22 protein-coding genes and 1 tRNA gene are annotated in these 23555 nt (G+C 58.6%); 9 read left to right on the forward strand and 14 right to left on the reverse strand.

The features are described from left to right. The first annotated feature begins 3 nt into the window (after positions 1-3). From AGR2A_RS19445 to AGR2A_RS19465, 5 genes are all read left to right on the forward strand, one after another. On the forward strand, positions 4-885 hold the full coding sequence (locus AGR2A_RS19445; protein WP_037090437.1) for a transglutaminase family protein: 882 nt from the start codon (positions 4-6) through the stop codon (positions 883-885). 166 nt (positions 886-1051) lie between these two features. Next, positions 1052-2290, forward strand: a complete 1239-nt coding sequence (locus AGR2A_RS19450) for a vWA domain-containing protein (RefSeq protein WP_037090436.1) — start codon at positions 1052-1054, stop codon at positions 2288-2290. 123 nt (positions 2291-2413) lie between these two features. After that, positions 2414-4036 carry an ABC-F family ATP-binding cassette domain-containing protein gene (locus AGR2A_RS19455; RefSeq protein WP_037090434.1) on the forward strand — a complete coding sequence of 541 codons (1623 nt, stop codon included), beginning with the start codon at positions 2414-2416 and terminating at the stop codon, positions 4034-4036. A gap of 60 nt (positions 4037-4096) precedes the next feature. Next, entirely contained in the window at positions 4097-5089 is a 993-nt protein-coding gene (locus AGR2A_RS19460; protein ID WP_022563315.1) for a 2-hydroxyacid dehydrogenase, read from the forward strand. Between the two features lie 127 nt (positions 5090-5216). Further along, the gene (locus AGR2A_RS19465; RefSeq protein ID WP_022563314.1) at positions 5217-6365 is read left to right on the forward strand and encodes an alpha-hydroxy acid oxidase; all 1149 of its coding nucleotides are present in this window, start codon (positions 5217-5219) and stop codon (positions 6363-6365) included. 27 nt (positions 6366-6392) lie between these two features. On the opposite strand, the gene AGR2A_RS19470 is transcribed toward AGR2A_RS19465, so the two are convergent. Then, complete coding sequence (locus AGR2A_RS19470) at positions 6393-6737, reverse strand: hypothetical protein (RefSeq protein ID WP_006699943.1); 345 nt, start codon at positions 6735-6737, stop codon at positions 6393-6395. 176 nt (positions 6738-6913) lie between these two features. On the opposite strand from AGR2A_RS19470, the gene AGR2A_RS19475 reads away from it, so the two are divergent. Continuing rightward, the gene (locus AGR2A_RS19475; RefSeq protein WP_037090430.1) at positions 6914-7855 is read left to right on the forward strand and encodes a bifunctional helix-turn-helix transcriptional regulator/GNAT family N-acetyltransferase; all 942 of its coding nucleotides are present in this window, start codon (positions 6914-6916) and stop codon (positions 7853-7855) included. 21 nt (positions 7856-7876) lie between these two features. Here the strand turns inward: AGR2A_RS19475 and AGR2A_RS19480 are convergent, their stop codons facing one another. The 10 genes from AGR2A_RS19480 to cpdR form a co-directional block, all read right to left on the reverse strand. After that, complete coding sequence (locus AGR2A_RS19480) at positions 7877-9379, reverse strand: FGGY-family carbohydrate kinase (RefSeq protein ID WP_037090427.1); 1503 nt, start codon at positions 9377-9379, stop codon at positions 7877-7879. Beyond that, the gene (locus tag AGR2A_RS19485) at positions 9372-10214 is read right to left on the reverse strand and encodes a class I fructose-bisphosphate aldolase (protein WP_037090675.1); all 843 of its coding nucleotides are present in this window, start codon (positions 10212-10214) and stop codon (positions 9372-9374) included. Before AGR2A_RS19485 ends, AGR2A_RS19480 begins: the two co-directional genes overlap by 8 nt. Positions 10215-10216: 2 nt before the next feature. Continuing rightward, positions 10217-11941 carry a glycerol-3-phosphate dehydrogenase/oxidase gene (locus AGR2A_RS19490; protein WP_037090425.1) on the reverse strand — a complete coding sequence of 575 codons (1725 nt, stop codon included), beginning with the start codon at positions 11939-11941 and terminating at the stop codon, positions 10217-10219. A 115-nt stretch (positions 11942-12056) separates the two neighbouring features. Then, positions 12057-13055, reverse strand: a complete 999-nt coding sequence (locus tag AGR2A_RS19495) for an aldo/keto reductase (RefSeq protein ID WP_072494996.1) — start codon at positions 13053-13055, stop codon at positions 12057-12059. After that, positions 13052-14026, reverse strand: coding sequence for a sugar-binding transcriptional regulator (locus tag AGR2A_RS19500; RefSeq protein WP_037090422.1), 975 nt, complete (start codon positions 14024-14026; stop codon positions 13052-13054). The genes AGR2A_RS19495 and AGR2A_RS19500 overlap by 4 nt, the downstream gene beginning before the upstream one ends. Before the next feature lie 41 nt (positions 14027-14067). After that, complete coding sequence (locus AGR2A_RS19505) at positions 14068-15069, reverse strand: ABC transporter permease (RefSeq protein ID WP_037090420.1); 1002 nt, start codon at positions 15067-15069, stop codon at positions 14068-14070. A 12-nt stretch (positions 15070-15081) separates the two neighbouring features. Next, on the reverse strand, positions 15082-16602 hold the full coding sequence (locus tag AGR2A_RS19510; protein ID WP_072494995.1) for a sugar ABC transporter ATP-binding protein: 1521 nt from the start codon (positions 16600-16602) through the stop codon (positions 15082-15084). A 70-nt stretch (positions 16603-16672) separates the two neighbouring features. Continuing rightward, positions 16673-17686 carry a substrate-binding domain-containing protein gene (locus tag AGR2A_RS19515; protein WP_037090412.1) on the reverse strand — a complete coding sequence of 338 codons (1014 nt, stop codon included), beginning with the start codon at positions 17684-17686 and terminating at the stop codon, positions 16673-16675. Positions 17687-17968: 282 nt separating this feature from the next. Further along, positions 17969-18043, reverse strand: a tRNA-Val gene (locus tag AGR2A_RS19520). A gap of 81 nt (positions 18044-18124) precedes the next feature. Beyond that, complete coding sequence (gene cpdR / locus AGR2A_RS19525; protein WP_003497910.1) at positions 18125-18487, reverse strand: cell cycle two-component system response regulator CpdR; 363 nt, start codon at positions 18485-18487, stop codon at positions 18125-18127. A gap of 181 nt (positions 18488-18668) precedes the next feature. Between cpdR and AGR2A_RS19530 the strand changes: the two genes are divergently transcribed. Both AGR2A_RS19530 and hisN read left to right on the forward strand, forming a co-directional pair. After that, entirely contained in the window at positions 18669-19553 is an 885-nt protein-coding gene (locus AGR2A_RS19530; protein WP_037090410.1) for an N-formylglutamate amidohydrolase, read from the forward strand. A gap of 314 nt (positions 19554-19867) precedes the next feature. After that, a complete protein-coding gene (gene hisN / locus AGR2A_RS19535) occupies positions 19868-20644 on the forward strand; it encodes a histidinol-phosphatase (RefSeq protein ID WP_037090409.1) in 777 nt (258 codons plus the stop codon). Positions 20645-20665: 21 nt separating this feature from the next. Here hisN and AGR2A_RS19540 read toward each other — a convergent pair whose 3' ends face one another. After that, positions 20666-21607 carry an alpha/beta fold hydrolase gene (locus AGR2A_RS19540; protein ID WP_035207362.1) on the reverse strand — a complete coding sequence of 314 codons (942 nt, stop codon included), beginning with the start codon at positions 21605-21607 and terminating at the stop codon, positions 20666-20668. Further along, positions 21604-21825 (reverse strand): hypothetical protein, encoded by a 222-nt coding sequence (locus AGR2A_RS29665; protein WP_167378211.1) that lies wholly within the window; start codon positions 21823-21825, stop codon positions 21604-21606. Before AGR2A_RS29665 ends, AGR2A_RS19540 begins: the two co-directional genes overlap by 4 nt. Positions 21826-21976: 151 nt before the next feature. On the opposite strand from AGR2A_RS29665, the gene hspL reads away from it, so the two are divergent. Further along, positions 21977-22459: a heat shock protein HspL gene (gene hspL / locus AGR2A_RS19545; protein ID WP_004437287.1), complete on the forward strand. Its 483-nt coding sequence runs from the start codon at positions 21977-21979 to the stop codon at positions 22457-22459. 62 nt (positions 22460-22521) lie between these two features. Here the strand turns inward: hspL and AGR2A_RS19550 are convergent, their stop codons facing one another. Then, a complete protein-coding gene (locus tag AGR2A_RS19550; RefSeq protein ID WP_037090407.1) occupies positions 22522-23541 on the reverse strand; it encodes a bile acid:sodium symporter family protein in 1020 nt (339 codons plus the stop codon). Positions 23542-23555 lie beyond the last annotated feature (14 nt).

Genomic DNA, 23555 nt, shown 5'->3' on the forward strand with positions numbered 1-23555 from the left:
CCTATGCTCTATGATCTTTCCCTGCATATGGGTTACACCTACGACACGCCGGCCCATGGCGCACGCCACATCATCCGCGTCCTGCCGCTCTCCATCCCGGGTCGACAGCGGCTTGTCGCCGGCTCCATCGACGTTTCGCCGACGCCGGAAGAACGGGCCGTCTTCGAGGATTTCTTTCATCTCTCGGCAACATCGGTGCATCTGCGCGCACCGCATGAAAAGCTCGATATTCGCATGCAGGCGCGGGTGATGGTGGAAGCCCCGGCATTGACGGCGGATTTTTCGCCCGAGCTTTCCCGCCTGCCGCAGGACCTCGCCGGCGTGTGGTCGCTCGATTTCCAGTCACCGCACCACTTTATCGGCGCTAGTCCAAGGATCGGAATGGACACGGCGATATCCGCCTATGCCCGGGAAGTGCTGAAGCCCGGAATGACCATTCGCGAAATTGCGCTCTCTCTGTGCAAACGGATCCATAAGGACTTCAGCTATGACGGCGAGGCGACGACCGTTGATACGACACCTGCGGAAGCCTTCAAACTAAAGCGCGGCGTGTGCCAGGATTTTTCGCATATCATGATCATGGCCTTGCGCAGCCTCGGCATTCCCGCCGGTTATGTCAGCGGTTTCCTGCGAACCATTCCTCCGCCCGGCAAGGAACGGCTTGAAGGCGCCGATGCAATGCACGCCTGGGTGCGCATCTGGTGCGGCGAGGCTGCCGGTTATCTGGAGCTCGATCCCACCAACGACATCGTGGCGGGGAGCGACCATATCGTCGTCGGTTATGGCAGGGATTATTCCGATGTCGCCCCCGTTATCGGGGTATTGAAGAGCTACGGCAACCAGCAGATAAAACAGGCGGTCGACGTGATCCCTATCCAGCAATGACACAACGTGTATTATTCCAGACCTTCGCGACGACAATTCTTGAAAATACTTTGAAAGCTGCGTCAATTTGACCACTGCGTAAAATTGAACCGATCACCTTAGCGGATTTTACATCGTTTGCGGGTTTCCTGCGCTCAGTCGAATATTCTAATCGGTGAGCCCCCCTATGACCGCCTCCGCACCTGACAAATTGAAGCGCCGTTTCCTGACCGATAAGAGCGGCAATTTCGGCATCATGACGGCAATCCTACTGCCTGTCTTGCTAGGTTTTGCCGGTGCCGGCATGGAGTTGGCGAATGTGATGCAGGTGAAAGCGGACATGCAGAACACTGCGGATTCAGCCGCCCTTGCGGCGGCAACCGAGGCGCGGCTGAAAAAGGGCGATCTGACGGATGAGCAGATCAAGGAAATCGCCAAGGGCTTCATTGCCGCGCAGATGGAAAAAAGCCTGACCGAAGAAGAAAAGAAGAAACTGGAGGAGAATTCTCCAACCAGCATTACGACGACGGAAAATGCCCGCGGCAAGACCTACACGATCGAAACCACGATCAACCACAAGGTTCAGCTCAATCCGCTGCTCGGGTTCATTGGCGCAAAAACACTCGATCTTTCGGTAACCGGCACCGCAAAGAGCACCGTCAACAAGGGTGCTCCAATCTCCATGTATCTGGCGCTAGATCGTTCCGGCTCGATGTCGTTCAAGACGGATACAATCGATACCAAAAAAACGTCATGCCAGAACTACACGGCTGATAATTGGGGTAAATATCCCAATCTGGGAAAGACATCCCCCTGCTATGTCAACAAGGCCACGTCGCTCAAAACCGCGGTCGGATTTCTCGTCGCCACATTGAACAAGGCCGACCCGACTTACACTGCCAACGGCAGTTCGCAACTGGTGCGGACAGGTGCCTCGGTCTATACGCACGAGACCTATGCCGTCCAGCCCCTCAGCTGGGGCACGAGCAGTGTTGTCAGCTATGTGGACAAACAGATTCCGGAATTTCCCACCGGCGGCACGGATGCCCGCAGCAGCCTGAACGCCGCCTATAACGCGCTCAAGAAAGCCAATCCCGACGAGGCGAAGGCACATAAAACGCAGGGGAACGAATCCTTCGAGCGCTATATTGTTCTGATGACCGATGGCGAAATGACGGGAAACAGCGCCTCGTGGAATTCCAGCATCGACCAGTCGGTGCGCACCACCTGCGAGACTGCCAAGAAAGATGGAATCAAGATTTTCAGCGTCGCCTTCATGGCGCCGGACAAGGGCAAGGCGCTGCTGCAATATTGCGCATCGAGCGCTGACAATTATTACGCCCCTGAAAACATGGAGCAGATCGTAACAGCCTTTGGCGAAATCGCCCGCAAGGCTGCAGGCAGCATAGCCACGCTCACCAACTGATCGGCTTCCGGCGCGCCGCGCCGGAGCGCCTTGTCCGCTGCATGGCTGACAGAACATGTGCGGCAGGTGACAGCGGCGGCGGCCCGTGGCATAGGAGGGCCGCTCCCATTCACAGGCCCTGTCATGATCCGCATCGAAAACATCAGCAAGTCGAACAGTCACCGCATTCTCTATATCGAGGCCTCCGCCGCGCTCAATCGCGGTGAGAAGATCGGCCTTGTCGGTCCGAACGGTGCCGGCAAGACCACGCTTTTCCGGATGATCACCGGCGAGGAGCAGCCGGACGAGGGTCAGGTCGTCGTCGAAAAGGGCATGACGGTCGGCTATTTCGATCAGGATGTCGGTGAAATGTCCGGCCGCTCTGCCGTGGCCGAGGTTATGGAGGGTGCAGGCCCGGTCAGCGAGGTCGCGGCGGAGCTTCGGGAACTGGAAGCCGCCATGTCCGATCCCGACCGGATGGACGAGATGGACGCCATCATCGAACGTTACGGCGAAGTGCAGGCGCGGTACGAAGAGCTTGATGGTTACGCGCTGGAAGGCCGTGCGCGTGAGGTGCTGGACGGGTTGAGCTTCAGCCAGGAGATGATGGACGGCGATGTTTCCAAGCTTTCCGGCGGCTGGAAGATGCGCGTCGCGCTTGCCCGCATCCTTTTGATGCGGCCGGACGTGATGCTGCTTGACGAACCCTCCAACCATCTCGATCTTGAAAGCCTGATCTGGCTTGAGGATTTCCTGAAGAATTATGACGGCGCGCTGCTGATGACCTCGCACGACCGGGAATTCATGAACCGCATCGTCAACAAGATCATCGAAATCGACGGCGGGAGTCTCACCACCTATTCCGGCGACTACGGCTTTTACGAACAGCAGCGCGCGCAGAATGAAAAGCAGCAGCAGGCACAGTTTGAACGCCAGCAGGCCATGCTCGCCAAGGAAATCAAGTTCATCGAACGTTTCAAGGCGCGCGCCTCGCATGCCGCGCAGGTGCAGAGCCGCGTGAAGAAACTCGACAAGATTGATCGCGTCGAGCCGCCACGCCGGCGCCAGACTGTTGCTTTCGAATTCGCGCCGGCGCCCCGCTCGGGTGAGGATGTCGTGGCGCTGAAGAAGGTGCACAAGGCCTATGGCAGCCGCACCATTTATGGCGATCTAGACTTCATGGTGCGGCGCAAGGAACGCTGGTGCATCATGGGCGTCAATGGTGCAGGAAAATCAACGCTGTTGAAGCTCGTGACCGGCACGGCGGAACCGGATTCCGGCAAGGTTACCCTCGGCGCCAGCGTCAAGCTCGGTTACTTCGCCCAGCACGCCATGGATGTTCTTGACGGTGACAGCACCATCCTGGAATGGCTGGAAGAGCGCTTTCCAAAGGCGGGGCAGGCACCGTTGCGCGCCCTTGCCGGCTGTTTCGGTTTTTCCGGCGACGACGTGGAAAAACGTTGCCGCGTTCTTTCCGGCGGTGAAAAGGCCCGTCTCGTCATGGCTGCCATGCTGTTCGATCCGCCGAATTTCCTCGTGCTGGATGAGCCAACCAACCATCTCGATCTCGACACCAAGGAAATGCTGATCAAGGCCCTCTCGGATTATGAAGGCACGATGCTGTTCGTTTCGCATGACCGTCATTTCCTGGCCGCCCTTTCGAACCGGGTTCTGGAACTGACGCCCGATGGTATCCATCAATATGGTGGCGGGTACACCGAATATGTCGAAAGCACCGGACAGGAAGCCCCGGGCCTTCACAGCTGAGCCATCTGCCGAACGCACCGCCCTGTGACGGCAGCTTTCTTTTGGAGACTGGAGAAGCAGATGCGGATCGTGGTTTACAGCGCCAAGCCCTACGACCGGCAGTTCCTTGACGCTGCCGCCCACCCTGGCATGAAGATGCAATATTGCGAAGCGCGCCTGTCTGCCGAAACGGTGGCGTTGGCGGAGGGAGCGATGGCGATCTGTGCCTTCGTCAATGACGACCTGTCCGGACCGGTGCTCGAGAAACTTGCGGCAATGGGTGTGCGACTTGTCGCCCTGCGATGCGCCGGGTTCAATCAGGTGGACCTTCAGGCCGCCGAAAAGCTCGGCCTCACCATTGCGCGCGTGCCGGCCTATTCGCCTTATGCGGTGGCGGAACACACCATGGCGCTCATCCTGTCGCTCAACCGCAAGATTCACCGCGCCTATAATCGCGTTCGCGAGGGAAATTTCGCACTTGACGGGCTGCTTGGCTTCGATCTTCACGGGAAGACGGTTGGTGTTGTGGGGACGGGAAAGATCGGAGCGATCTTCACGCGTATCGCGGCCGGCTTCGGCTGCCGTCTGCTCGGCCACGATATCCGCCAGAATCCGGATTGCGTGGCGCTGGGCATGACCTATGTCACGCGAGAGGAGCTGTTCCGCGCGTCGGACGTACTCACACTGATGTGCCCGCTGACACCGGAGACCCGCCATCTCATTCGTAGCGAAACGCTGCCGCTGCTGAAAAAGGGCGTAATGCTCATCAATACCAGCCGCGGCGCCATCATCGACACGCAGGCCGCGATTGCCGGATTGAAAGACGGCACAATCGGTTCCCTCGGCATTGACGTCTACGAGGAGGAAGCCGATCTCTTTTTCGAGGATCTGTCCAATGACGTGTTGCGCGATGACGTTTTCGCGCGGTTGTTGACCTTTCCCAATGTTCTGGTAACCGGTCATCAGGGTTTCTTCACACAGGAAGCACTCACAAACATTGCGGTCACGACAATCGCCAACATTGCGAGCTTTCTTGATACCGGCAAGGCGCTGCATGCCGTCTCGAGGACCTAGGTCGCCGGGATCGCTAACCGCCTGAGAACTGCAAAATTCGCCCCGGACGCAATTGCCCGCCCCTGAGACCCGGTATAGGTTCACTCGATCTTTTTCGAGCTTTCAAAGCTGACCGGTCGGGCAACAGATGCAACTCAAAGACTGCTATAATTTCCACGATTTTCGCCGCATGGCCAAACAGCGTCTTCCCGGACCGATCTTCAACTACATCGACGGCGCAGCCGATGACGAGGTGACGTATCGACGAAACACGGCCGCCTTCGAAAAATGCGATCTGGTTCCGGACGTGCTGCGCGGCGTTGCCGATGTGGATATGTCGGTCACCGTCATGGGGCAGAAGCTGTCAATGCCGGTCTATTGTTCCCCGACGGCACTTCAGCGCCTCTTTCACCATCAGGGTGAACGGGCGGTTGCTGCGGCGGCCGGCAAATTCGGCACGATGTTCGGCGTGTCCTCTCTAGGCACCACAAGTCTGGAGGAAGCGCGCCGGATCAGCGGCGGGCCGCAGGTCTATCAGTTTTATTTCCACAAGGACCGTGGCCTCAACCGCGATATGATGGCGCGCGCAAAAAGCGCCGGTGTGGAAACCATGATGCTGACGGTGGACAGCATCACCGGCGGAAACCGCGAGCGCGACAAGCGCACCGGCTTTGCCATTCCCTTCAAGCTCAATCTTTCCGGCATTGCGCAATTTGCCATGAAGCCGGCATGGGGCATCAATTATCTGACCCATGAGCGCTTCAGCCTGCCGCAACTCGACGATCACATCAAGATGGACGGTGGAGCGCTCTCCATCAGCCGCTATTTCACCGAAATGCTCGATCCTTCCATGAATTGGGAGGACGTGGAGCAGATGGTGCGCGAATGGGGCGGACCTTTTTGCCTGAAAGGCATCATGTCGGTGGACGACGCCCGGCGTGCCGTCGAGATCGGCTGCAGCGGCATCGTGCTCTCCAATCATGGCGGCCGCCAGCTTGATGGTTCCCGCAGCGCTTTCGACCAGCTGGCCGAGATCGTCGATGCGGTCGGTGACCGGATTGACGTGATGATGGATGGCGGCATTCAGCGTGGCACCCATGTACTAAAAGCCCTGTCTCTGGGGGCAAAAGCCGTGGGGCTTGGCCGCTATTATCTTTTCCCGCTTGCCGCTGCAGGCCAGGCGGGGGTCGAGAGGGCCTTGGAAACAATGCGTATCGAAATCGAGCGCGGCATGAAGCTGATGGGCTGCACAACTGTCGAGCAGTTGACCCGCCGCAACCTCCGGTTCCGGGACTAGGGAAGCGTTCCACGATCTCAGGGCAGGTCAAAGCCTGCCACTGCCACCGCAGACCATTTCAGCCGCGTTTCGTTGATGTTCCTGAAGCGCCAGACCGATGTTCCAGGTGAGCGCCAGGGATACCAGCACGCAAATGCCACCGGAAATCAGCGAACGATGGCGCCTGGCGCCAGACAAAAACAGCCAGCCGATGACGGCATAGGCCAAAAACGCCGGCACGGCAGCGACAAGAACCGATAGAGGGCCGTCGCAATCGATAGCCTCGATACCGACGGCGCGATATTCATTCGGCGTTCCCACAAGCCCGAGGGCGGCGACGGGGAACATCGCAACCAAAACGGCATAACGGAAAAAGCGGGGCGTATCGGGCATATCTGCTCCCTGACCGGATTATTGACCTCCCTGGTGCGGCCAAGAGACGCTTTATCGGTGCATGGAAGGAGGATCGCCAATATTTGCCAAGAAAGCCAGTCCTTATGCCGAGATGGCCTTGGCAGACCGTTCCGCATGTGTATATGGTTGCACCATGCAACCATATTGGATTAACCATGCCTGAACAGCCCCTTCCCATACACGATATCCGCTCCATCTCACGGCGGCTTGTTCGCGAACTCGGCTTTATGGGAGGAGATTTTGCCGGCACTGATCTGCCGCCCTCCGCCGTGCACGCGCTGATCGAGATCGAGGCGTGCCCGGGCATCACAGCTCGGGATCTGGCGAAGTTGCTCAGGCTGGAGAAATCGAGCGTCAGCCGAATGCTTCGCAAACTCGTCCTTTCAGGAGACCTCCTGGAGGAGACGGATATCGACGATAGCCGAATCAAACGGCTCCGACTGACCAAACCCGGGCACAATAGGGTGGGAACCATTCACGCCTTCGCAAATCGGCAGGTATCGAGTGCCTTAACACGGATCGGCCCGGCGCAAGCTCTCACGGTTCTGGAAGGGCTACGCCTTTATGCCGATGCGCTGGGAGACAGGGGCGATGTCGCGGCTCCCGCCGTCGAGGTCATCGAAGGCTACAGGCCGGGGCTCATCGCTCGCATCACGCAGATGCATGCGCTTTATTACGCCCGGACATCCGGCTTCGGCCAGCGTTTCGAATCCGTTGTAGCAGAGGGCCTCGCGGCTTTTTGCAACCGGCTGGACAGCCCGAAGAACGCGATCTGGGTTGCAATGCGCAGCCAGCAAATCATCGGCTCCGTCGCGATCGACGGTGAAGATCTCGGAGCGGATATTGCGCATCTGCGCTGGTTTATTGTCGACGACGGTGTGCGCGGCAGCGGTGTCGGACGCAGACTGCTCGAAACAGCACTGGCCTTTGTCGACAAAAATGGCTTCACCGCAACCCATCTCTGGACATTCAACGGTCTCTCGACCGCACGCCACCTTTACGAGACCCATGGTTTTACATGCGTCGAGGAATATCCGGGCAGCCAATGGGGAAACGAGGTCTTGGAGCAACGCTTTGTCCGGCGGCGGCCCGGTTGATCGTCTGCACGTGGTGCACTTTCAGGTTCGCGCCAGCCGCAAGGCGCTCCAGAAGCCACGCAACTGCGCGGTCAACTCCGCATAAAGACCATAACGCCGCGCATAATGCGAGACTTGCGCAGCATCCGGCTGGTAGGCATTCGCAACCCGTGTCATCGCCGAAACCGCCTCCTCATAATCGGGATAAAGTCCAATCGCCACGGCCGCACCAATGGCAGCACCGAGCGCACCTGTCTCGCGGGCCTCCGCGACACGCAGCGGAATTTCCAGGACATCAGCCATGATCTGCGGCCAATGCTGGCTGCGGGAACCGCCGCCAGACATCACGGCGCTTTCCACCGGCAAGCCCGCTTCGCGCAAGACGCCGATGTGGCGGCGATGCTCAAAACACACACCCTCGAAAAGGGCGCGTAACATGTGCCCTTCACCATGCCATCCCGCGAGGCCGTAAAAGCCGCCGCGAAATTCCGCACCCAACCGTGAGCCGAAAATGAACGGATGGAAGAACGGATCGTCGGCGCGCGGAGTAACGGAGCCGACCAATTCGTTGCAGCGCTCGAAGGCGTGGGCGCCGTGGTCACCGCGAACACGATGCACGTACCATTCGAGATTGGCGGCGGAGGTGGCGCTGGATTCGATATTGACATAGCGGTTGCGGCCAAAGGTCGTAACCATGAAGACATCGGGACTGATGACCGGCCTGTCTGCGAAAACCTGGTTGATGCTCCAGGTGCCGGCGATGATCGAAGCTTCCCCGGCATTGATGACGCCCGACCCCATGGCGCTGGAGACCACATCGAAGAAACCGCCGATGACGGGTGTGCCTTCGGACAGCCCCGTGATGGCCGCAGCCTCGCCGGTCACCCGGCCGACGATGTCGGCCGATTCCACGCGATGGGGGAAAAACGCGAACGCGTCCTCGATATCGTAAAGAGACAGAAGCTCGCGGTCGAGCCGCGCTTCCGGCAAAGCCAAAAGTCCCGCGCCGCTGAGATCGGAAATATCATTGGCAAGGCGGCCCGTCAGGCGAAAATTGACGAAATCCTTGCAGAACAACACCGTGCCGGTCCGGGCGTAAAGATCGGGTGCATGTCGCTTCACCCAGGCCAAAAGGCTCGGGGTTTGCGCAGGCCATGGCCGCTGCAGGCAGCGGGCCTGCAATTGCGCTCCGCTTTTCCCGTCAAGCTCGGCCGCCACATCGGCGGCGCGGCTGTCGAGCGACTGGATGCCGATCAGGGGCTGTTGTTTCTTGTCTAGAAGATAAAGACCATTGCCATGGCCGGCGCAGCCTACCGCGAGGATGCTGCGAGGGTCGACAGCCGCTTTTACCACAAGCTGCCGGATCGCCTCGCAACCGTTGCGCCACAATTCCTCGAGATCGCGCTCGACATAGCCGGGCTGCGGGAATGTCGACTGTCCGTCGATCGCGTGTTGCGCAACCTGTCGGCCCGCCGTGTCGAACAGCACGGCCTTGATGACCGTGTTGCCGACATCCAGACCCAATATGTGATTTTTGTCAGCCACGATTATAGATATCCCATGCTTCCTCACCACCCGCACCCTGATGGATGATGGCCATCAACGCCGCAACAACGGCCTTGGGATTGTCGTGCTGGTAAATATTGCGCCCGTAAACCATGCCGTTTGCACCTTCGGCCACCAGAGCCGCCGATTTCGCCAATACATTGCGCAAGTCCTCACGCCCCCCGCCCCGCACCAGCACCGGGCACCGCGCCGCCTCGATCACCTTGTGAAAGTCCTGCGGGTTACTGGTCGGATCGGCCTTGATGATATCGGCTCCCATTTCCGAGGCAAGACGAACCAGCGTAACGATCTTTTCGGCATCGCCATCCACCTGATAACCGCCGCGCACATCATTCGGCAGCATGACCAAAGGTTCGATCATCAGCGGCATGCCGAAACGATGGCAATCGGCACGCACGCGGCTGATGTTTTCAACACATTGACGAAAGAGCTCGGGTTCGTCCGGCAGCATGAACAGGTTCACGACGACGCAGGCGGCATCCATTTCCAGCGCGCCGATGATCGGGTCACGATAATTCTGAAGCTGCGACCACATGGTCCTGTGGCGTGTTGAGTTATAGGGGTTGCCCATGTCAATGCGCATGACGAGCGCCGGCTTGTCGCGCTCCGGCCGCTGCTGCAGCAGGTCTGCCTGGCCGTAGGCCATCTGGATGGCGTCGGGGCGAGCCTCTACCAGCCGGTCCACGGTCTGCGACATATCCTCCAGCCCGACGAGGAAGCTCGGCTCGTTACAAACCCCGTGATCGATGGCCACATCCAGACAGCCGCCATTGCGGAACAGCCTGTTCATGCGCGCCTTCTTCGAAATCCGCATCATCATGCATTCTCCTTGCATCTGTGTTGAAGCATTGCCGGCGTGACCCCGTAAAAGGTCTCCAGCTCGTGAATGAGCCGCTGACGTTCCGCTGACGCCTGATTTGGCAGCCAGCCCAACTCGCGCGCTGCAACGGCGAGCATCGCGTCGATCAGATCGGCATCGATGACGCCGGTGATGGCGAGCGTCGTGCGACGCAGGACGAGATCGGTCAGGTGCCGCACCTGTTCGCAACGGATGAGCCAGACCACTTCCGCTGCCGTGATCGGCGATTTTTCTGAAAGCCGCACGTCATCAGAACGATCCCGGCAAAAACCCATCAGCTCAAACGCGCGGGAGCCGTAAGCCAGGGCCAGATGCTCCGCCCGGTCTTCGGCAATGGAAAACTCCTCCGACAACAAGGCAGGCAGGCCGCCTGCACCGGCCGGAAAATTCCTGCCGCCGCCGATTGCGCGGTCCATGGTGCCGGTCAGTCGCTTTCGTCCAAGAAAGGCCAGAACCTCGTCGGTCACCTGTTCGCCAAAAGCTCTGAAAGTGGTCCACTTGCCGCCGATCATGCAGAGCTGCGGCGGATCACTTGCAACGCGGTGGATGAAATGGCTGCGGGATATTTTCCCGGTGAAGGCGGCATCGCTTCGCGGCAGCGGGCGTATACCGCTGAAACTGAAGACGATGTCGGAGCGATCGACGGCAATCTGCGGAAAGACCTGCCGGATCGCGTCCAGAATGTAGTCCCGTTCCTCGGGCTCGCAGCGCACCCGCTCGGGCCGATCCACCTTGATATCGGTCGATCCCGCAAGAACCCGGTCGAGATAAGGGAAGAGGATGCAGACCCGGTTGTCCGTGTTTTCAAAGAAAATCATGTGGCCGTTCAGCGCCTTGAGAAGTTCGTCATTGGCAAGGATCAGATGCGATCCCTTGGTGCCTGAAACGGTTGGTTTTGCCCTGTCCGACGCCGGGCCATCGGCCAATACACCGATCGTCTCGTCGATCCAGGCTCCAGTTGCATTGATGATGATCCGGGGCCGTATCGGCAGGATTTCGTCCGCTTCCTCCGTCCGCAGACCATATTCATCACCCACACGGATGAGTTCGGCATAGTTCAGTGCAACGCTTTGCGGCGCATCCGACTGGCTGTCGATCAGAAGCTCCAGAGAAAGCCGTTCGGGCTGGCTTATCCAAGCATCGTAATAGGTGGCGGAATATCTGATCTCCGGTGTCAGATCCGGCCAATGCTGCAAAGTATCGGCCGCGCCGCGAAAGACGTGACGGGGCAGCATGCGGTTTTTGCGAGTGACGAAATCATAGAGCATCAGACCCGCCTTGATGGCGAGCGCGCCCCGGCTTGCGGGTTTCCCACCGGAGCCGGCAAAGGTTGCTGCCGCATTGAACAGGCCGCTGAAAGTCGAAAAAATCGGGATCGTGGTCGGCAGCGGCCGAACCATATGCGGTGCGAGCCTCAGAAGTGCATCGCGCTCCCGCAGGGATTCGGCCACCAGGCCGAATTCGCCGTTTTCCAGATAACGCAGGCCGCCATGGATCATCCGCGAGGGAGCAGCGCTGCAGCCCGAGGAAAAATCGCTGCGCTCGACCAGAAGAACTCTCAGCCCCTGCAGGGCAAGATCACGATAGGCGGCGATGCCATTGATACCGCCGCCGATGACCACGGCGTCGAAATCACCGTCTTGCCGGATGCGATGGAGAGCGTCCTCGCGAAAACTGGACATAGGAATACCGTTCGCTGGCGATGACCAGCGTCCCAATGTTGTTGAACGTTAAGCGACGTGAGAAAGGGAACGAAATTATGCGATGTGCGCCTGAAACCCCGTTCCAGCTACATAATCAGGTATCGAGACCCACGAGATGCTCCGCGATACCAGTGCTGATGAGCGCCAACTCACTCTCTGTGAGGCGAAGACGCGCGGCGGCGGCGTTTTCAACCGCCTGAGCCGGATCGCGTGCGCCACACAGCGAGAATGTTATACCCGGCTGGGCAATCGTCCAGGCAATCACCACCTGTGCCACTGAGGCGGAATGGGCGGCCGCCACCGGTTTCAGCACGCCGATCAAACGCGCGATCTTTTCACGGTTGGCCTGGCTGAAGCGCGGATTGCCGTGGCGCTGGTCATCTTCCGCAAAAACCCGCTCCGGCCCGACCTTGCCCGAGTGGAGACCGAGCGCCAGCGACGAATAGCTGAGAACCGAGACGGCATTCTCCCGGCAAACGGGCAGGAGCGCCGTCTCGATGTCGCGCTTTACCATGGAATATTCTTCCTGAATGGCATCCAGCGCCCCGGTGGCGATATAGGCTTCCAGATCGGCCTGCGAGACGTTGCTTGCCCCGATCGAACGGATCTTCCCCTCTTCCTTCAGCCGCACCAAAGCCCCGACTGTCTCGGCAATCGGCGTCGTGGCATCCTGCCAATGGGTGACGTAGTGGTCGATATAATCTGTCCCAAGCCGTTTCAGGCTCTCTTCGACCTCGTACCGGATGGATGCGGCGCCGAGATAACGATGAACCGGCTTGCCATCCTGATGGAAGAAATAAGCGCCCTCATTCACATGCCACACAAGCCCGCATTTGGTGACCAGCACCACCTTGTCGCGTCTGCCGGCAATTGCCTTGCCAACGATTGTTTCGGCAAGCCCCATGCCATAGGCTGGCGCAGTATCGATGAGGGAAATCCCCGCATCGATGGAGGCCTGGATGGCTGCTATGGACTGCCGCTCGTCGGTGCCGCCCCACATCCAGCCACCGATGGCCCAGGTTCCAAGCCCCACGGCAGATGAGTTGATACCGCTTTTGCCTATCGTCCGGGTCAATATTGCGTTGTCCGTCACGAGGTTTCCCCTCCTTCATGATCCAATAAGCAGCCGGCTATCGCTTCATCCACGACCAGCGAGGTCAGATAGTGGCCGGCAAGCGTGGCCGCCACCGGGCCGGCCTTGATGGCGCCTGCTGCGACACCGATGATGTTTGGGCACCGGGCAAGCTGCCCGGGGTCCAGCGCCACCACGCGCGAGTTGAGATCGATCCGGGCAAGCTGGCCGTCCGCCATGGTGAGGTGGGCGAGGAACTCGCCGGCAATGCCGGCATCCACCAGCGCCTGTCCGCCACGGGCGGCATCCGGCAGAAGATCGTAATAGCCAGAGCCTGGCGCCTCCACCGAACCAATGCCGACCAGCGCCACCTGCGCCTGACGCGCCAGATCGAAAACCTCACGGATCGATGCAACATTCATGAGGAGATCGCGCTGTTCCTCGTCTTCGGCGAATAACGGTGCGTGCAGCAGCGAGGCGCTGCCGCCAAGTTTTTCCGCCAGTTGCGTGGCGAGATGATTGACATCGGTGTAATGCTTGCCCTGCACCCCGCCGGTGAGCGGCACTACCCGCACATCGAAACGGCGCTCCGCCTGCAGATTGTCGACAACCGCACTCACCGCCTTGCCGCCCGTAATCGCGATCACATCGCCGTCGCGGATCGTTTCCAGCAAATGGTTTGCGGCCACCCGCCCGACCATTTGCAAGGCTGTTTCCGGATTGTCCGATACCGTTGGCGTAACGACGGATTGTCTAAGGCCAAACCGGCGGGTGACCTCGTTTTCAAGGTCCACAAGCCGCTGATAAGGACTGGAGATGCTGATCTTCACCATGCCCGCCTTGCGGCCGGCCGCGATCATGCGGTTCACCTTGGTGTGGGAAAGGTTGAGCCGCTCGGCGATTTCGGACTGTTTCACCCCTTCGATGAAATGCAGCACCAGGACGGAATACATCTGCCTCTGTTGATCGAAATCGTCCTTGATATCCAGCATGATCGTCTTTCTCCAGTTACCTTCGGGCGAGCGAACGGCGCTCAACGGCGGCGCCTGACCAGATAGTGGTCGAACAGTACCGCAGCCAGCAAGATGCTGCCCCTGATGATGTCCTGCCAGTAGACAGACACATTGAGCAAGGCAAGCGAACTGGAAACCACCGAGAGAAGAATGGCTCCCAGGATCGCGCCAAGAATCGTACCCGAACCGCCCGAAAGGCTGGCGCCGCCGATGACCGCGGCCGCAATGACGTTGAGTTCCATGCCGATGCCGAAGCTTGGCTGGGCAGAACCGAAGCGCGCCATGTAGATGACACCTGCAACACCGCAAAGCATCGAACAAAGCGTTGTGGTGGTGAAGACCACGCGGCCGACACGGATGCCGGAATAGGCCGCGGCCTTGGGATTACTGCCGGTGTAAAAAACCTTGCGGAAAGCAGTCGTGCGCCGCAGCAGCAGATCGAAAGAAACGACCACCACCATAAATATGATCAGCACCAGCGGAATGCCGCCAATCACACCCTGACCGATGAACTTGAATTCCGGCGGCAGGGAGTAGAGCCCGAGCGGCCGCCCGCCGGTCGCCAGCAGGCAAACACCGCGCGCAATGACCATGACGCCCAGCGACACGATGAAATGATGCAGACCGATGACCGTGGTCAGAAATCCCATGACCATGCCGACCAATGTCGTCAGGCAGATTGCCAACCCCGCCGCCACCCAGGGGTCGACGCCGTTGAGGAAAAGCCAGCCGGCTGCCACCATCGCGAGCGCCGTAACGGATCCCACCGAAAGATCGATGCCACCAGAGATCAGAAGAATCGTCATGCCCACCACGACGATGCTTTCGATAGCGAAGACCATGGCCATGGCCCGCAGATTGTCCACGGTCAGGAAGTACGGCGAGATGAAGGACATCACGGCAAAAAGCGCGAGAATGATTACGATCAGCCCGGTTTCCCGCGCCTTGAGCGCCGGCTCCCACCACGCTGTCCGGCGAACCGCCGTCCCGGCAAGGCTTGAAGGTGTTTCCGATGTTGCCATTTTCCCGCTCCCTCAGGCTTCCGCCGCATTCTGCATAATAGTGATCGACGCGAGCTGCATGATCTTCTCCTCCGTCATGTCGTCCCCCTCGACCTCGCCGGTGATGCGCCCCTCGCGCACGACAAGCACACGATCGCTGACGCCGATGAGTTCCGGCAGTTCGGAGGAGATGACGACCACGCCAACCCCCTCACGCGCCAGTTCCCGGATCTGGCGGTGGATTTCCGCCTTGGCACCCACATCCACCCCCCGTGTCGGCTCATCCAGAAAGATGACCTTCGGTTCCACCGACAGCATCTTCGCCAGCGCCACCTTCTGCTGGTTGCCGCCGCTCAGGGTCGAGACGGAATCACCGACGCTGTTCGCCCGCAGTTTCAGCCGGCGCCCCAGCTCATCTGCGCGCTTCATCTCTTTGCGCCGTTCGATGAAACCCATGCCATTCGATATCCTGCCTATGTCGAGCGCGGAGACATTGGCGGCGATGGACATGTTCAGGAACAGCCCGTCCCCCTTGCGGTCCTCGGAAAGATAAACGATCCCTTCCCGGATGCTGTCACGATAGTCTTTCAGACCGAGCCGCCGGCCACGTAACATAACCTCGCCTGTCGGCTTGCCCTCCAGCCGGCAGACCGCCCGCGCGATCTCGCTTCTTCCCGCACCGATCAGTCCAGCCAACCCCAGGATTTCACCCCGATGCAGATCGAAACCGACATCGAAAACGCGCTTTCCTTCATTCAGACCCCGAACAGAGAGAATGACGTCGTCAGATTTCTCATCATCCGAGAGCTTCGACGGGTAGAGCTTGTCGACTACCCGTCCCACCATGCTGTTAACGACTTCCTCAGGGGAAATATCAGCAATATTCTCCGTCCTGATATGGCAACCGTCGCGCATGACGGTGATGCGGTCGCAATGTTCGAAAATCTCCGCCATGCGATGCGAAATATAGATGATGGCAATGCCGCGGTCGGCCAGCCGGTGCATGATCCGGAAAAGTGTCTGGGCTTCGGTCTCTGTCAGCGCTGCCGTTGGCTCATCGAGGATCAGGATGCGGCAATCCAGCGTCAACGCCTTGGCAATCTCAACGATCTGCTGCTGCGAAATCGAAAGGCCGCCCGCGCGGCTGGCGGGATCGATGTCGCCGATCTCCCGCAGCACCGCTGCCGCCCGCTTTTCCAGGTCGCGGTAATTCATGAACCGGGAACGGCTTCGACCGGTCTCTGACATAAACATGTTTTCGGCAACCGAAATATCAGGGCAAAGAGCGATCTCCTGATGCACGAAACCGATGCCAAGCCGGTTCGCCACATTAGGCGAGGATATCTTGACCGGCTTGCCATCCAGCAGGATCTCCCCTCCATCGGGCTGCAGAATGCCGTCGATGATATGCATCAGCGTCGACTTTCCGGCACCGTTTTCCCCCGCCAGCGCGTGGATTTCGCCGCGCCGCAGGTCAAGTGCAGCACTCCGCAACGCCTTTACGGGCCCGAATGCCTTATGAATATTCGTCATGCGGAGGATGACCTCACCCATAACGCCCTCCCGAACCGGCTTTCCACATGGCCGGCGAGGCGTAAACCTCGCCGGGGTCCAGATCGACGCCTCAGCGCCCCTTCATATATTCGTTGAGATCGAAGGAGGCGGCGTTCGCCTTGGTGATGACGGCAAAACCATTGTCCATCGAAGGCACCTGCATCGGGTTGAAGCCGGAGACCTTGTAGTCGTTGAACGGGTCGATCAGGTCCGAATGAGCACCGAGAAACGTGTTCATGAAACCCATGAAGCCCTGAACCCCCTGATTGGGATTGATGGCCATATAGATATTACCCTGCTTGATGTGTTCCAGCGTTGCCGGCGTGATATCCGCATGCAGGATCAGGACCTTCTTTTTTGCCTCGAGAACGGCGGTCGTCGCACCTTCAGCCGAACCGGCCTCGGGGATCCACAATGCACCGAGATTGGGATTGGCCTGCAGTAGTGCGGCGGTTGCCTGATAAGCGACGTTTGCATCCTGGTTGGTCGCTTGCCGGCCAACGAGCTTCATCTGCGGATAAGTCCGCCCCATATAGTCTATGAGGGCGGTAACGCGCAGATCATGGTTGCTTTGGCCCGGATTTTCCAGAACGGCATATTCGCCTTTTTCGCCAAGCTTCTTGACGATTTCGTCAGCCGCAAACTTCGCCTCTGCGACATTGTCCGAGGTAATATAGGCGGTGCGCTTCGACTTCGGAGAATCGGCGGCAAAAGTGGTGACGGATACACCTGAGGCGATCGCCTTGTTGATCGGCTCGATGAAAGGATCGGCCTGCATCGGGTGCAGGAGAACGCCTTTCGGCTTCTTCACCAGCTCCTGCTCGAAGGACGCGATCTGCTTTGTGATGTCATATTCCGGCGTGCCGGTGAAAACAGCTTCGCAGCCGAGCGCCTTGGCGGCCTGCTTGAACCCTTCAAATACCGGAACCCAATAGGGATGGCTGGAAACCATGACATTCATCACATAGGTTTCGCCGGGTTCACAGGCAAACTTGCCTGCGGCGGGGGCAGGCGAACCGGCGCCAGCCGCAAGCGCCACGGCCAATACACCCGCAGCAACGGTCGATTTCAGAAAAGCCAACATATTCCCCTCCCAAGGATAATGACTTGTCGCGCAATAAATTTTAGTCTCTGTAATTTATTGCACGCTGATGGGATAGCTGGAAAAACTGGAGACGTCAACGGCATTGAATTTTATTTTTCAATGCGAAATTTATTGCAAGCATGTCCCGCCACGCGGTGACTTGAAGCTCATCGCAGGCGAAAGCCAGCAGCGACAGAAATCGCTTCCGAGGAAAAAGGGCCGGGCTGAAGGAGAAACGAAAAAGGGTTTCTGACTGCTCAGAAACCCTTTTATGAATTCGGATGGTGGGCGTGACAGGGATTGAACCTGTGACCCCTACGATGTCAACGTAGTGCTCTCCCGCTGAGCTACACGCCCTCCGTGGCGGCGGATAGACCACAAAACCGGTTCATGCGTCAACTGCTTTTTTTCGGTTTTGTGAAGGTTTTTTGAGAGGCCTTACGCCACAAGGAGTTTGTTGACCTCATCCACCAGATCGCGCAGATGGAACGGCTTGGAAAGCACCTTGGCGTCCTTCGGAGCCTTCGAATCGGCATTCAGCGCAACCGCTGCAAAGCCGGTGATGAACATGACTTTCAGGTCCGGGTCGAGTTCGGTCGCGCGTCGTGCAAGCTCGATACCGTCCATTTCGGGCATGACGATATCGGTGAGCAGAAGGGAAAAGGGCTCCTCGCGCAGCCGGTCGTAAGCGCTTGCGCCATTGTCGAAGGAAGAAACCTTGTAACCGGCTTTTTCCAGCGCCTTGACGAGGAAGCGGCGCATATCGTTATCGTCTTCAGCGAGAAGAATTTTCTGATTCATGGTTAAGTGACCGTAACTGCTCAATGTTTGGAATACCCTAGCCCGATTATAGGATTTTCACGGTAAATATCCTGTGAACACGTGAATCGGTATAGCGCTACTTGGGCGACAGTATGGACTTGCCGCACCGTAACTGGCAACATGAACCTCCTGATAGTTTGCGACATGGTAAATGGCCTGAATGGACTGGGTAACAGGTGAATATGAGCTGTTCGAAGTAACGGAACCTGCCGTTCAAACCCTGCCATTCGTCTATAATTCCCCCCATAGCGGCCGCTGCTATCCCATCTCCTTTCTAGAATCGGCGCGGCTCGATTCGCATGACATCCGTCGCTCCGAGGACCACTTCGTCGACGAGCTTTTCGGCGCCGCCCCAGAGATTGGCGCGCCGCTGTTGAAAGCGAATTTTCCGCGCGCCTATCTCGACGTCAATCGAGAGCCCTATGAGCTCGATCCCCGCATGTTCGAGGGCACCTTGCCGCCCTACGCCAATATCGGCTCCATGCGGGTTGCAGGCGGCCTTGGCACCGTGCCGCGTATCGTTGCGGAAAACATGGATATTTATGCCCATCGCCTGCCGGTGGATGAAGCCCTCTCCCGTATCGAGACCATATACAAACCCTACCACGCCTGTCTGCGCCGCCTGCTGTCCCGCACGCACGCACATTTCGGCATGGCGGTCCTGATCGATTGCCATTCGATGCCCGGCAACATCCGGGTCACCGGGTCAAACCTCAGACCTGATGTTATTATCGGCGACCGCTACGGCACCAGCGCCTCCCAGGAAGTCTCGCGTGCGGCCCTGCATTTCCTCGAAGAACTTGGCTTCGTCGCCGTCTGCAACAAGCCCTATGCCGGCGGCTTCATTACCGAACATTACGGCCGTCCCATACGCTCGCTTCACGCGCTGCAGATAGAGGTCAACCGGTCGCTTTATGTCGATGAAAAAACGCTTTTGAAGAAAGGCGATTTCCCCGCCATTCAGGCTTCGCTGGAAATATTCATGCGCCAGCTCGGGGCTTTCGTGTCGGAATATGCGATCGAAACTTCGCTTGCCGCCGAATAGCACAGCCAAGCTTCTCAATTAAATCGTTCGCCCCCTTGCCTGGCTGTGCGCCGGGCAAAAAAAACCGCGCCTTGGCGCGGTCAAGTCTAGGGAGGAAACACCCAAGGAGGGTATTTACAGTCAAAGACTGTACCATCACGCTACGCAGTAATTGCACAATTGTCAATCATTTTATTTTTTGCATGTTTTTTGTGCTTTTGCCGAAAATATGGAAACCGCGGCTTCGTCACCATACGAGTGGACGGCGGATGTGATTCCGGTCTATGCATTTCGCGACACAATTGAGGCCATCAATTCAGGCAATGAGGTTTCGCATGCTGCCCGACCGGAATTTCTTCTTCGAACTTGCTGATGCGGCCAGCGCCGAAACGCTTCCCCGCTTTCGCACGGGCGTTGCCGTTACCAACAAGCAGGATGGCGGCTATGATCCGGTGACGGAAGGCGATCAAGCGGCCGAAAGCGCCATTCGTGCGCTCATCGAGGCTCGTTTTCCCCAGCACGGCATCCTCGGCGAAGAACATGGCAATGTCGGTCTCGACCGCGAGCATGTCTGGGTCATCGACCCCATTGACGGCACACGCGCCTTCATTTCCGGCGTGCCCGTATGGGGAACTCTGATCGGCTTCCAGTCTGCCGGCCGCGCCACGATGGGCATGATGGACCAGCCCTTCACCGGGGAGCGTTACTTTGCCGACGGCACCTCCGCCTGGTATTTCGGACCCGAGGGCGAACGAACCATCCGCACGCGTGACTGCACTTCGCTATCGGACGCAATACTTTTTACCACAACACCCCATATTTTCACCGCCGAGGAAAAGCCCTTCTACGAAAAGGTGCAGGATCAGGTCCGCCTTTTCCGCTACGGCGTGGATTGTTACGCCTATTGCCTGCTGGCCGCGGGTCATGTCGATCTCGTCATTGAATCCGGCCTGAAGCCCTACGATGTGGGCGCACTTATTCCGGTCATCGAGCAGGCCGGCGGCATCATCACCACATGGGATGGCGGACGTCCTGAAAATGGCGGCCGCATTCTGGCCGCCGGCTCTAAATCCGTACACGAACAGGCGCTTGCCATTCTCTCCAGACTATAGACCTGCCCTTCAAGGCGGCCATCACTCCGGCGCGAAAAACGCGTCGATGGCGGCCAGTGCCTGCTTGCGGAAAACATCCCGCTCATGCAGCAGTTCATGACGCGCGCCGGTGATGGGAAGAAGCTGCGCTGCCCGGAAATTGCGCGACAGCTCTTCCTGCGCCTTATAGGGCGTTATCGTGTCCAGCATGGGCGCCAGAATGAGGGTAGGAATGGTTATGTTCGTCAGATGATCCTGACGGGTCACGCGGCCCATGGTCTTCAACGCCTCATAGACCCAGCGGGCCGTTGGCGCGCCAATGAACAGTTCCGGAAACTGCCTGTGCAGCGAGAGATTCCTTGCGAAACGTTTTGCGTCCGAGGTTAGCGGATTGCCGTCAAAATCCCGTTCGCGCTGGTCCCTGCCAAGCTGAACTTTTCCCAGGCCGGCAAGGCTCAAAGCCGTGGCGACCAGCCGGATAACGGATGACGGGACGGATTGCTGACTGTCGAGTTCTATGAAGGGCGAACAAAGCGCCAGCCGATCAATCCTGTTCGCGAGCCCGGGCGCTGCGGCAAGCGCGGCAAGCGCGCCGGTAGAATGTGCAATCATGAAGAACGGCAGCCTCGTATCCGGAAGCACCACCTGTTCCAGAAAAAGGCTGATGTCGTGCTGATAATCGGAAAAGCGCCGCACGTGCCCGGCACCCGGCCTTTTCAGCAGCCGTTCGGAACCGCCCTGCCCGCGCGTATCGAACGTCGCGACCCAGAAGCCCATGGCCGTCAGATCGGCCACTGTTTCAAAATATTTTTCGATACATTCGTTTCTGCCATGCAGCAGAACCACCGTTCCGCGGGCAACATGACGATGGGTTCGAAAGATCGCATAGCGGAGCTGTTTGCCGCCATGGCCAGAAAAATATCCAACCACATGGCTATCGGGAACCGGATTGTCTTCACTGGCGCGCAATGTGGCTTCGATCATCGGTCTTTTTCCGGCTTTTCAACTCTTTTCGGATAGGTCGGCGGCGCGGGAAGGTCAAAGAAAAAATTGCCGGAACCGTCGGTTAAAGCAGTCGCGGTTCCGGCGAGTAAGACAGAAGAAGAAGGGACGTTATTGCTTCTGTCCACGGAGAATGTCTCCGATGACGGGATTTTTATGGCTCTCAAACTGAACGATGCCGGAACCGGATGTTCAGACATGGTTCATGTTGCATCCACCCCTTGACGCCGCGCGACGCCATTCCCATCTCCTTCATGCGGTCGCCAAAGCGGGGCCGCGCCAAATGTCCGACCGTCGCCAGAATGGGATGGCGGACTTAACCGCAAACAGTCGCTTCTTAAGGAGGACACCATGCGTCACGTTGATTTTTCCCCTCTCTATCGTTCCACCGTGGGTTTCGACCGTCTTTTTTCGATGCTTGACGGCCTCGGCCAGCCCGAGCAGGCCCAGTCCTATCCGCCCTACAATATCGAGCGGACCGGTGAGAATACCTATCGCATCACCATGGCGGTTGCCGGTTTCGATGAAAATGAACTCAGCATCGAATCCCGCGCCAATGCGCTGACCGTGAAAGCCGAGAAGGCCACGGATGAGAAGACGACGGAAGGCGAATTTCTGTATCGCGGCATCGCCACGCGCGCCTTCGAACGCCGCTTCCAGCTTGCCGACCACGTAGAAGTGCAGACCGCTTCCCTGAAGAATGGCCTGCTTCACATCGATCTTGTTCGCAATATTCCGGAAGCCATGAAGCCGCGCCGCATTGCGATCTCTTCCGACAGCGCCGATGCGCCGAAGACCATCGAAGCCCAGGTCACCCCGGCTCAGGTCAACTAAGTATTCCACATGCAAGACAGACGGCCCCCTTGAGGGGCCGTTTTTGTTGGCGGGAGCGCGTTTTATCGAGCGGAGGCTGCGGCGCCTTCTGCCGCAGCCGCTTCGGCTATCGCTGCCTTTTCATGGGCCTTGCGGGCATAACGCTGGGCAAGGACAGCGCAGACCATCAACTGGATCTGATGAAAGAGCATGATCGGTAAAACGATGGCACCGATGCTCTGGCCGGCGAAGATCGCGCCGGCCATGGGCACGCCGCTGGCGAGGCTCTTTTTCGAGCCGCAGAAGGTGATGGTGATTTCATCGGCCTTGTCGAAACCCAATAGTCGGCTGCCGAACATCGTCACACATAGGACAAGCGCCAGCAGCAGGATATTGATGACGATGACCACACCGATATCCCGGAGCGAAAACGTGTGCCATATGCCCTCGATGACCGCATCGGAAAAGGCGAGATAAACGACCATCAGAATGGAGCCGCGATCGACCGGAGAAAGCAATTTCTTGCGCGCCCTGATCCAGTCACCAATCCAGGGCTGCAGGACCTGACCGACAATGAAAGGCAGAAGCAGCTGCAGGAAGATTTGCAGGAAAGCATCCAGCGAAAATCCGCCGCCATGGCCGCCGACCGTGAACAGCAGGCCAACCAGCAACGGCGTCAGGAACATGCCGAAAATATTCGAAGCCGAGGCTGAACAAATCGCCGCCGGCACGTTTCCGCCCGCCATTGACGTGAAGGCGATGGATGACTGCACGGTGGATGGCAGCACACAGAGAAACAGCACGCCCATATAGAGCGGTGCCGGCAGGATGTTTTCGGGAATGAAGCCTATCGCCACACCGAGAAGCGGGAAAAGGCCGAAGGTCACGAGCAGGATCGCCAGATGCAGACGCCAGTGCAGGATGCCCGCAATCACCACATCCCGCGAAAGCCGCGCGCCGTGCAGGAAGAACAGCAGAGCGATCGCGAGTTTTGTCGCAAGCCCGAAATATTCTGCCGGCTCGCCGCTGATCGGCAGGATGGAAGCCAGAATTACGGTGGCCACCAGCATCATGGTGAAACGGTCGGGCAGGAAGCGGGTCATGGGAGGTCTTTCCG

This window comes from Agrobacterium genomosp. 2 str. CFBP 5494 (assembly GCF_900013495.1).
Taxonomy (GTDB): Bacteria; Pseudomonadota; Alphaproteobacteria; order Rhizobiales; family Rhizobiaceae; genus Agrobacterium; species Agrobacterium pusense.

Bases quoted from the DNA above. Each gene is read 5' to 3' on its own strand.
- AGR2A_RS19445 (WP_037090437.1), top strand. From the start codon at position 4: ATGCTCTATGATCTTTCCCTGCATATGGGTTACACCTACGACACGCCG.
- AGR2A_RS19450 (WP_037090436.1), top strand. From the start codon at position 1,052: ATGACCGCCTCCGCACCTGACAAATTGAAGCGCCGTTTCCTGACCGAT.
- AGR2A_RS19455 (WP_037090434.1), top strand. From the start codon at position 2,414: ATGATCCGCATCGAAAACATCAGCAAGTCGAACAGTCACCGCATTCTC.
- AGR2A_RS19460 (WP_022563315.1), top strand. From the start codon at position 4,097: ATGCGGATCGTGGTTTACAGCGCCAAGCCCTACGACCGGCAGTTCCTT.
- AGR2A_RS19465 (WP_022563314.1), top strand. From the start codon at position 5,217: ATGCAACTCAAAGACTGCTATAATTTCCACGATTTTCGCCGCATGGCC.
- AGR2A_RS19470 (WP_006699943.1), bottom strand. From the start codon at position 6,737: ATGCCCGATACGCCCCGCTTTTTCCGTTATGCCGTTTTGGTTGCGATG.
- AGR2A_RS19475 (WP_037090430.1), top strand. From the start codon at position 6,914: ATGCCTGAACAGCCCCTTCCCATACACGATATCCGCTCCATCTCACGG.
- AGR2A_RS19485 (WP_037090675.1), bottom strand. From the start codon at position 10,214: ATGCGGATTTCGAAGAAGGCGCGCATGAACAGGCTGTTCCGCAATGGC.
- AGR2A_RS19490 (WP_037090425.1), bottom strand. From the start codon at position 11,941: ATGTCCAGTTTTCGCGAGGACGCTCTCCATCGCATCCGGCAAGACGGT.
- AGR2A_RS19500 (WP_037090422.1), bottom strand. From the start codon at position 14,026: ATGCTGGATATCAAGGACGATTTCGATCAACAGAGGCAGATGTATTCC.
- AGR2A_RS19505 (WP_037090420.1), bottom strand. From the start codon at position 15,069: ATGGCAACATCGGAAACACCTTCAAGCCTTGCCGGGACGGCGGTTCGC.
- AGR2A_RS19510 (WP_072494995.1), bottom strand. From the start codon at position 16,602: ATGGGTGAGGTCATCCTCCGCATGACGAATATTCATAAGGCATTCGGG.
- AGR2A_RS19515 (WP_037090412.1), bottom strand. From the start codon at position 17,686: ATGTTGGCTTTTCTGAAATCGACCGTTGCTGCGGGTGTATTGGCCGTG.
- cpdR (WP_003497910.1), bottom strand. From the start codon at position 18,487: ATGAATCAGAAAATTCTTCTCGCTGAAGACGATAACGATATGCGCCGC.
- AGR2A_RS19530 (WP_037090410.1), top strand. From the start codon at position 18,669: ATGGACTGGGTAACAGGTGAATATGAGCTGTTCGAAGTAACGGAACCT.
- hisN (WP_037090409.1), top strand. From the start codon at position 19,868: ATGCTGCCCGACCGGAATTTCTTCTTCGAACTTGCTGATGCGGCCAGC.
- AGR2A_RS19540 (WP_035207362.1), bottom strand. From the start codon at position 21,607: ATGATCGAAGCCACATTGCGCGCCAGTGAAGACAATCCGGTTCCCGAT.
- AGR2A_RS29665 (WP_167378211.1), bottom strand. From the start codon at position 21,825: ATGTCTGAACATCCGGTTCCGGCATCGTTCAGTTTGAGAGCCATAAAA.
- hspL (WP_004437287.1), top strand. From the start codon at position 21,977: ATGCGTCACGTTGATTTTTCCCCTCTCTATCGTTCCACCGTGGGTTTC.
- AGR2A_RS19550 (WP_037090407.1), bottom strand. From the start codon at position 23,541: ATGACCCGCTTCCTGCCCGACCGTTTCACCATGATGCTGGTGGCCACC.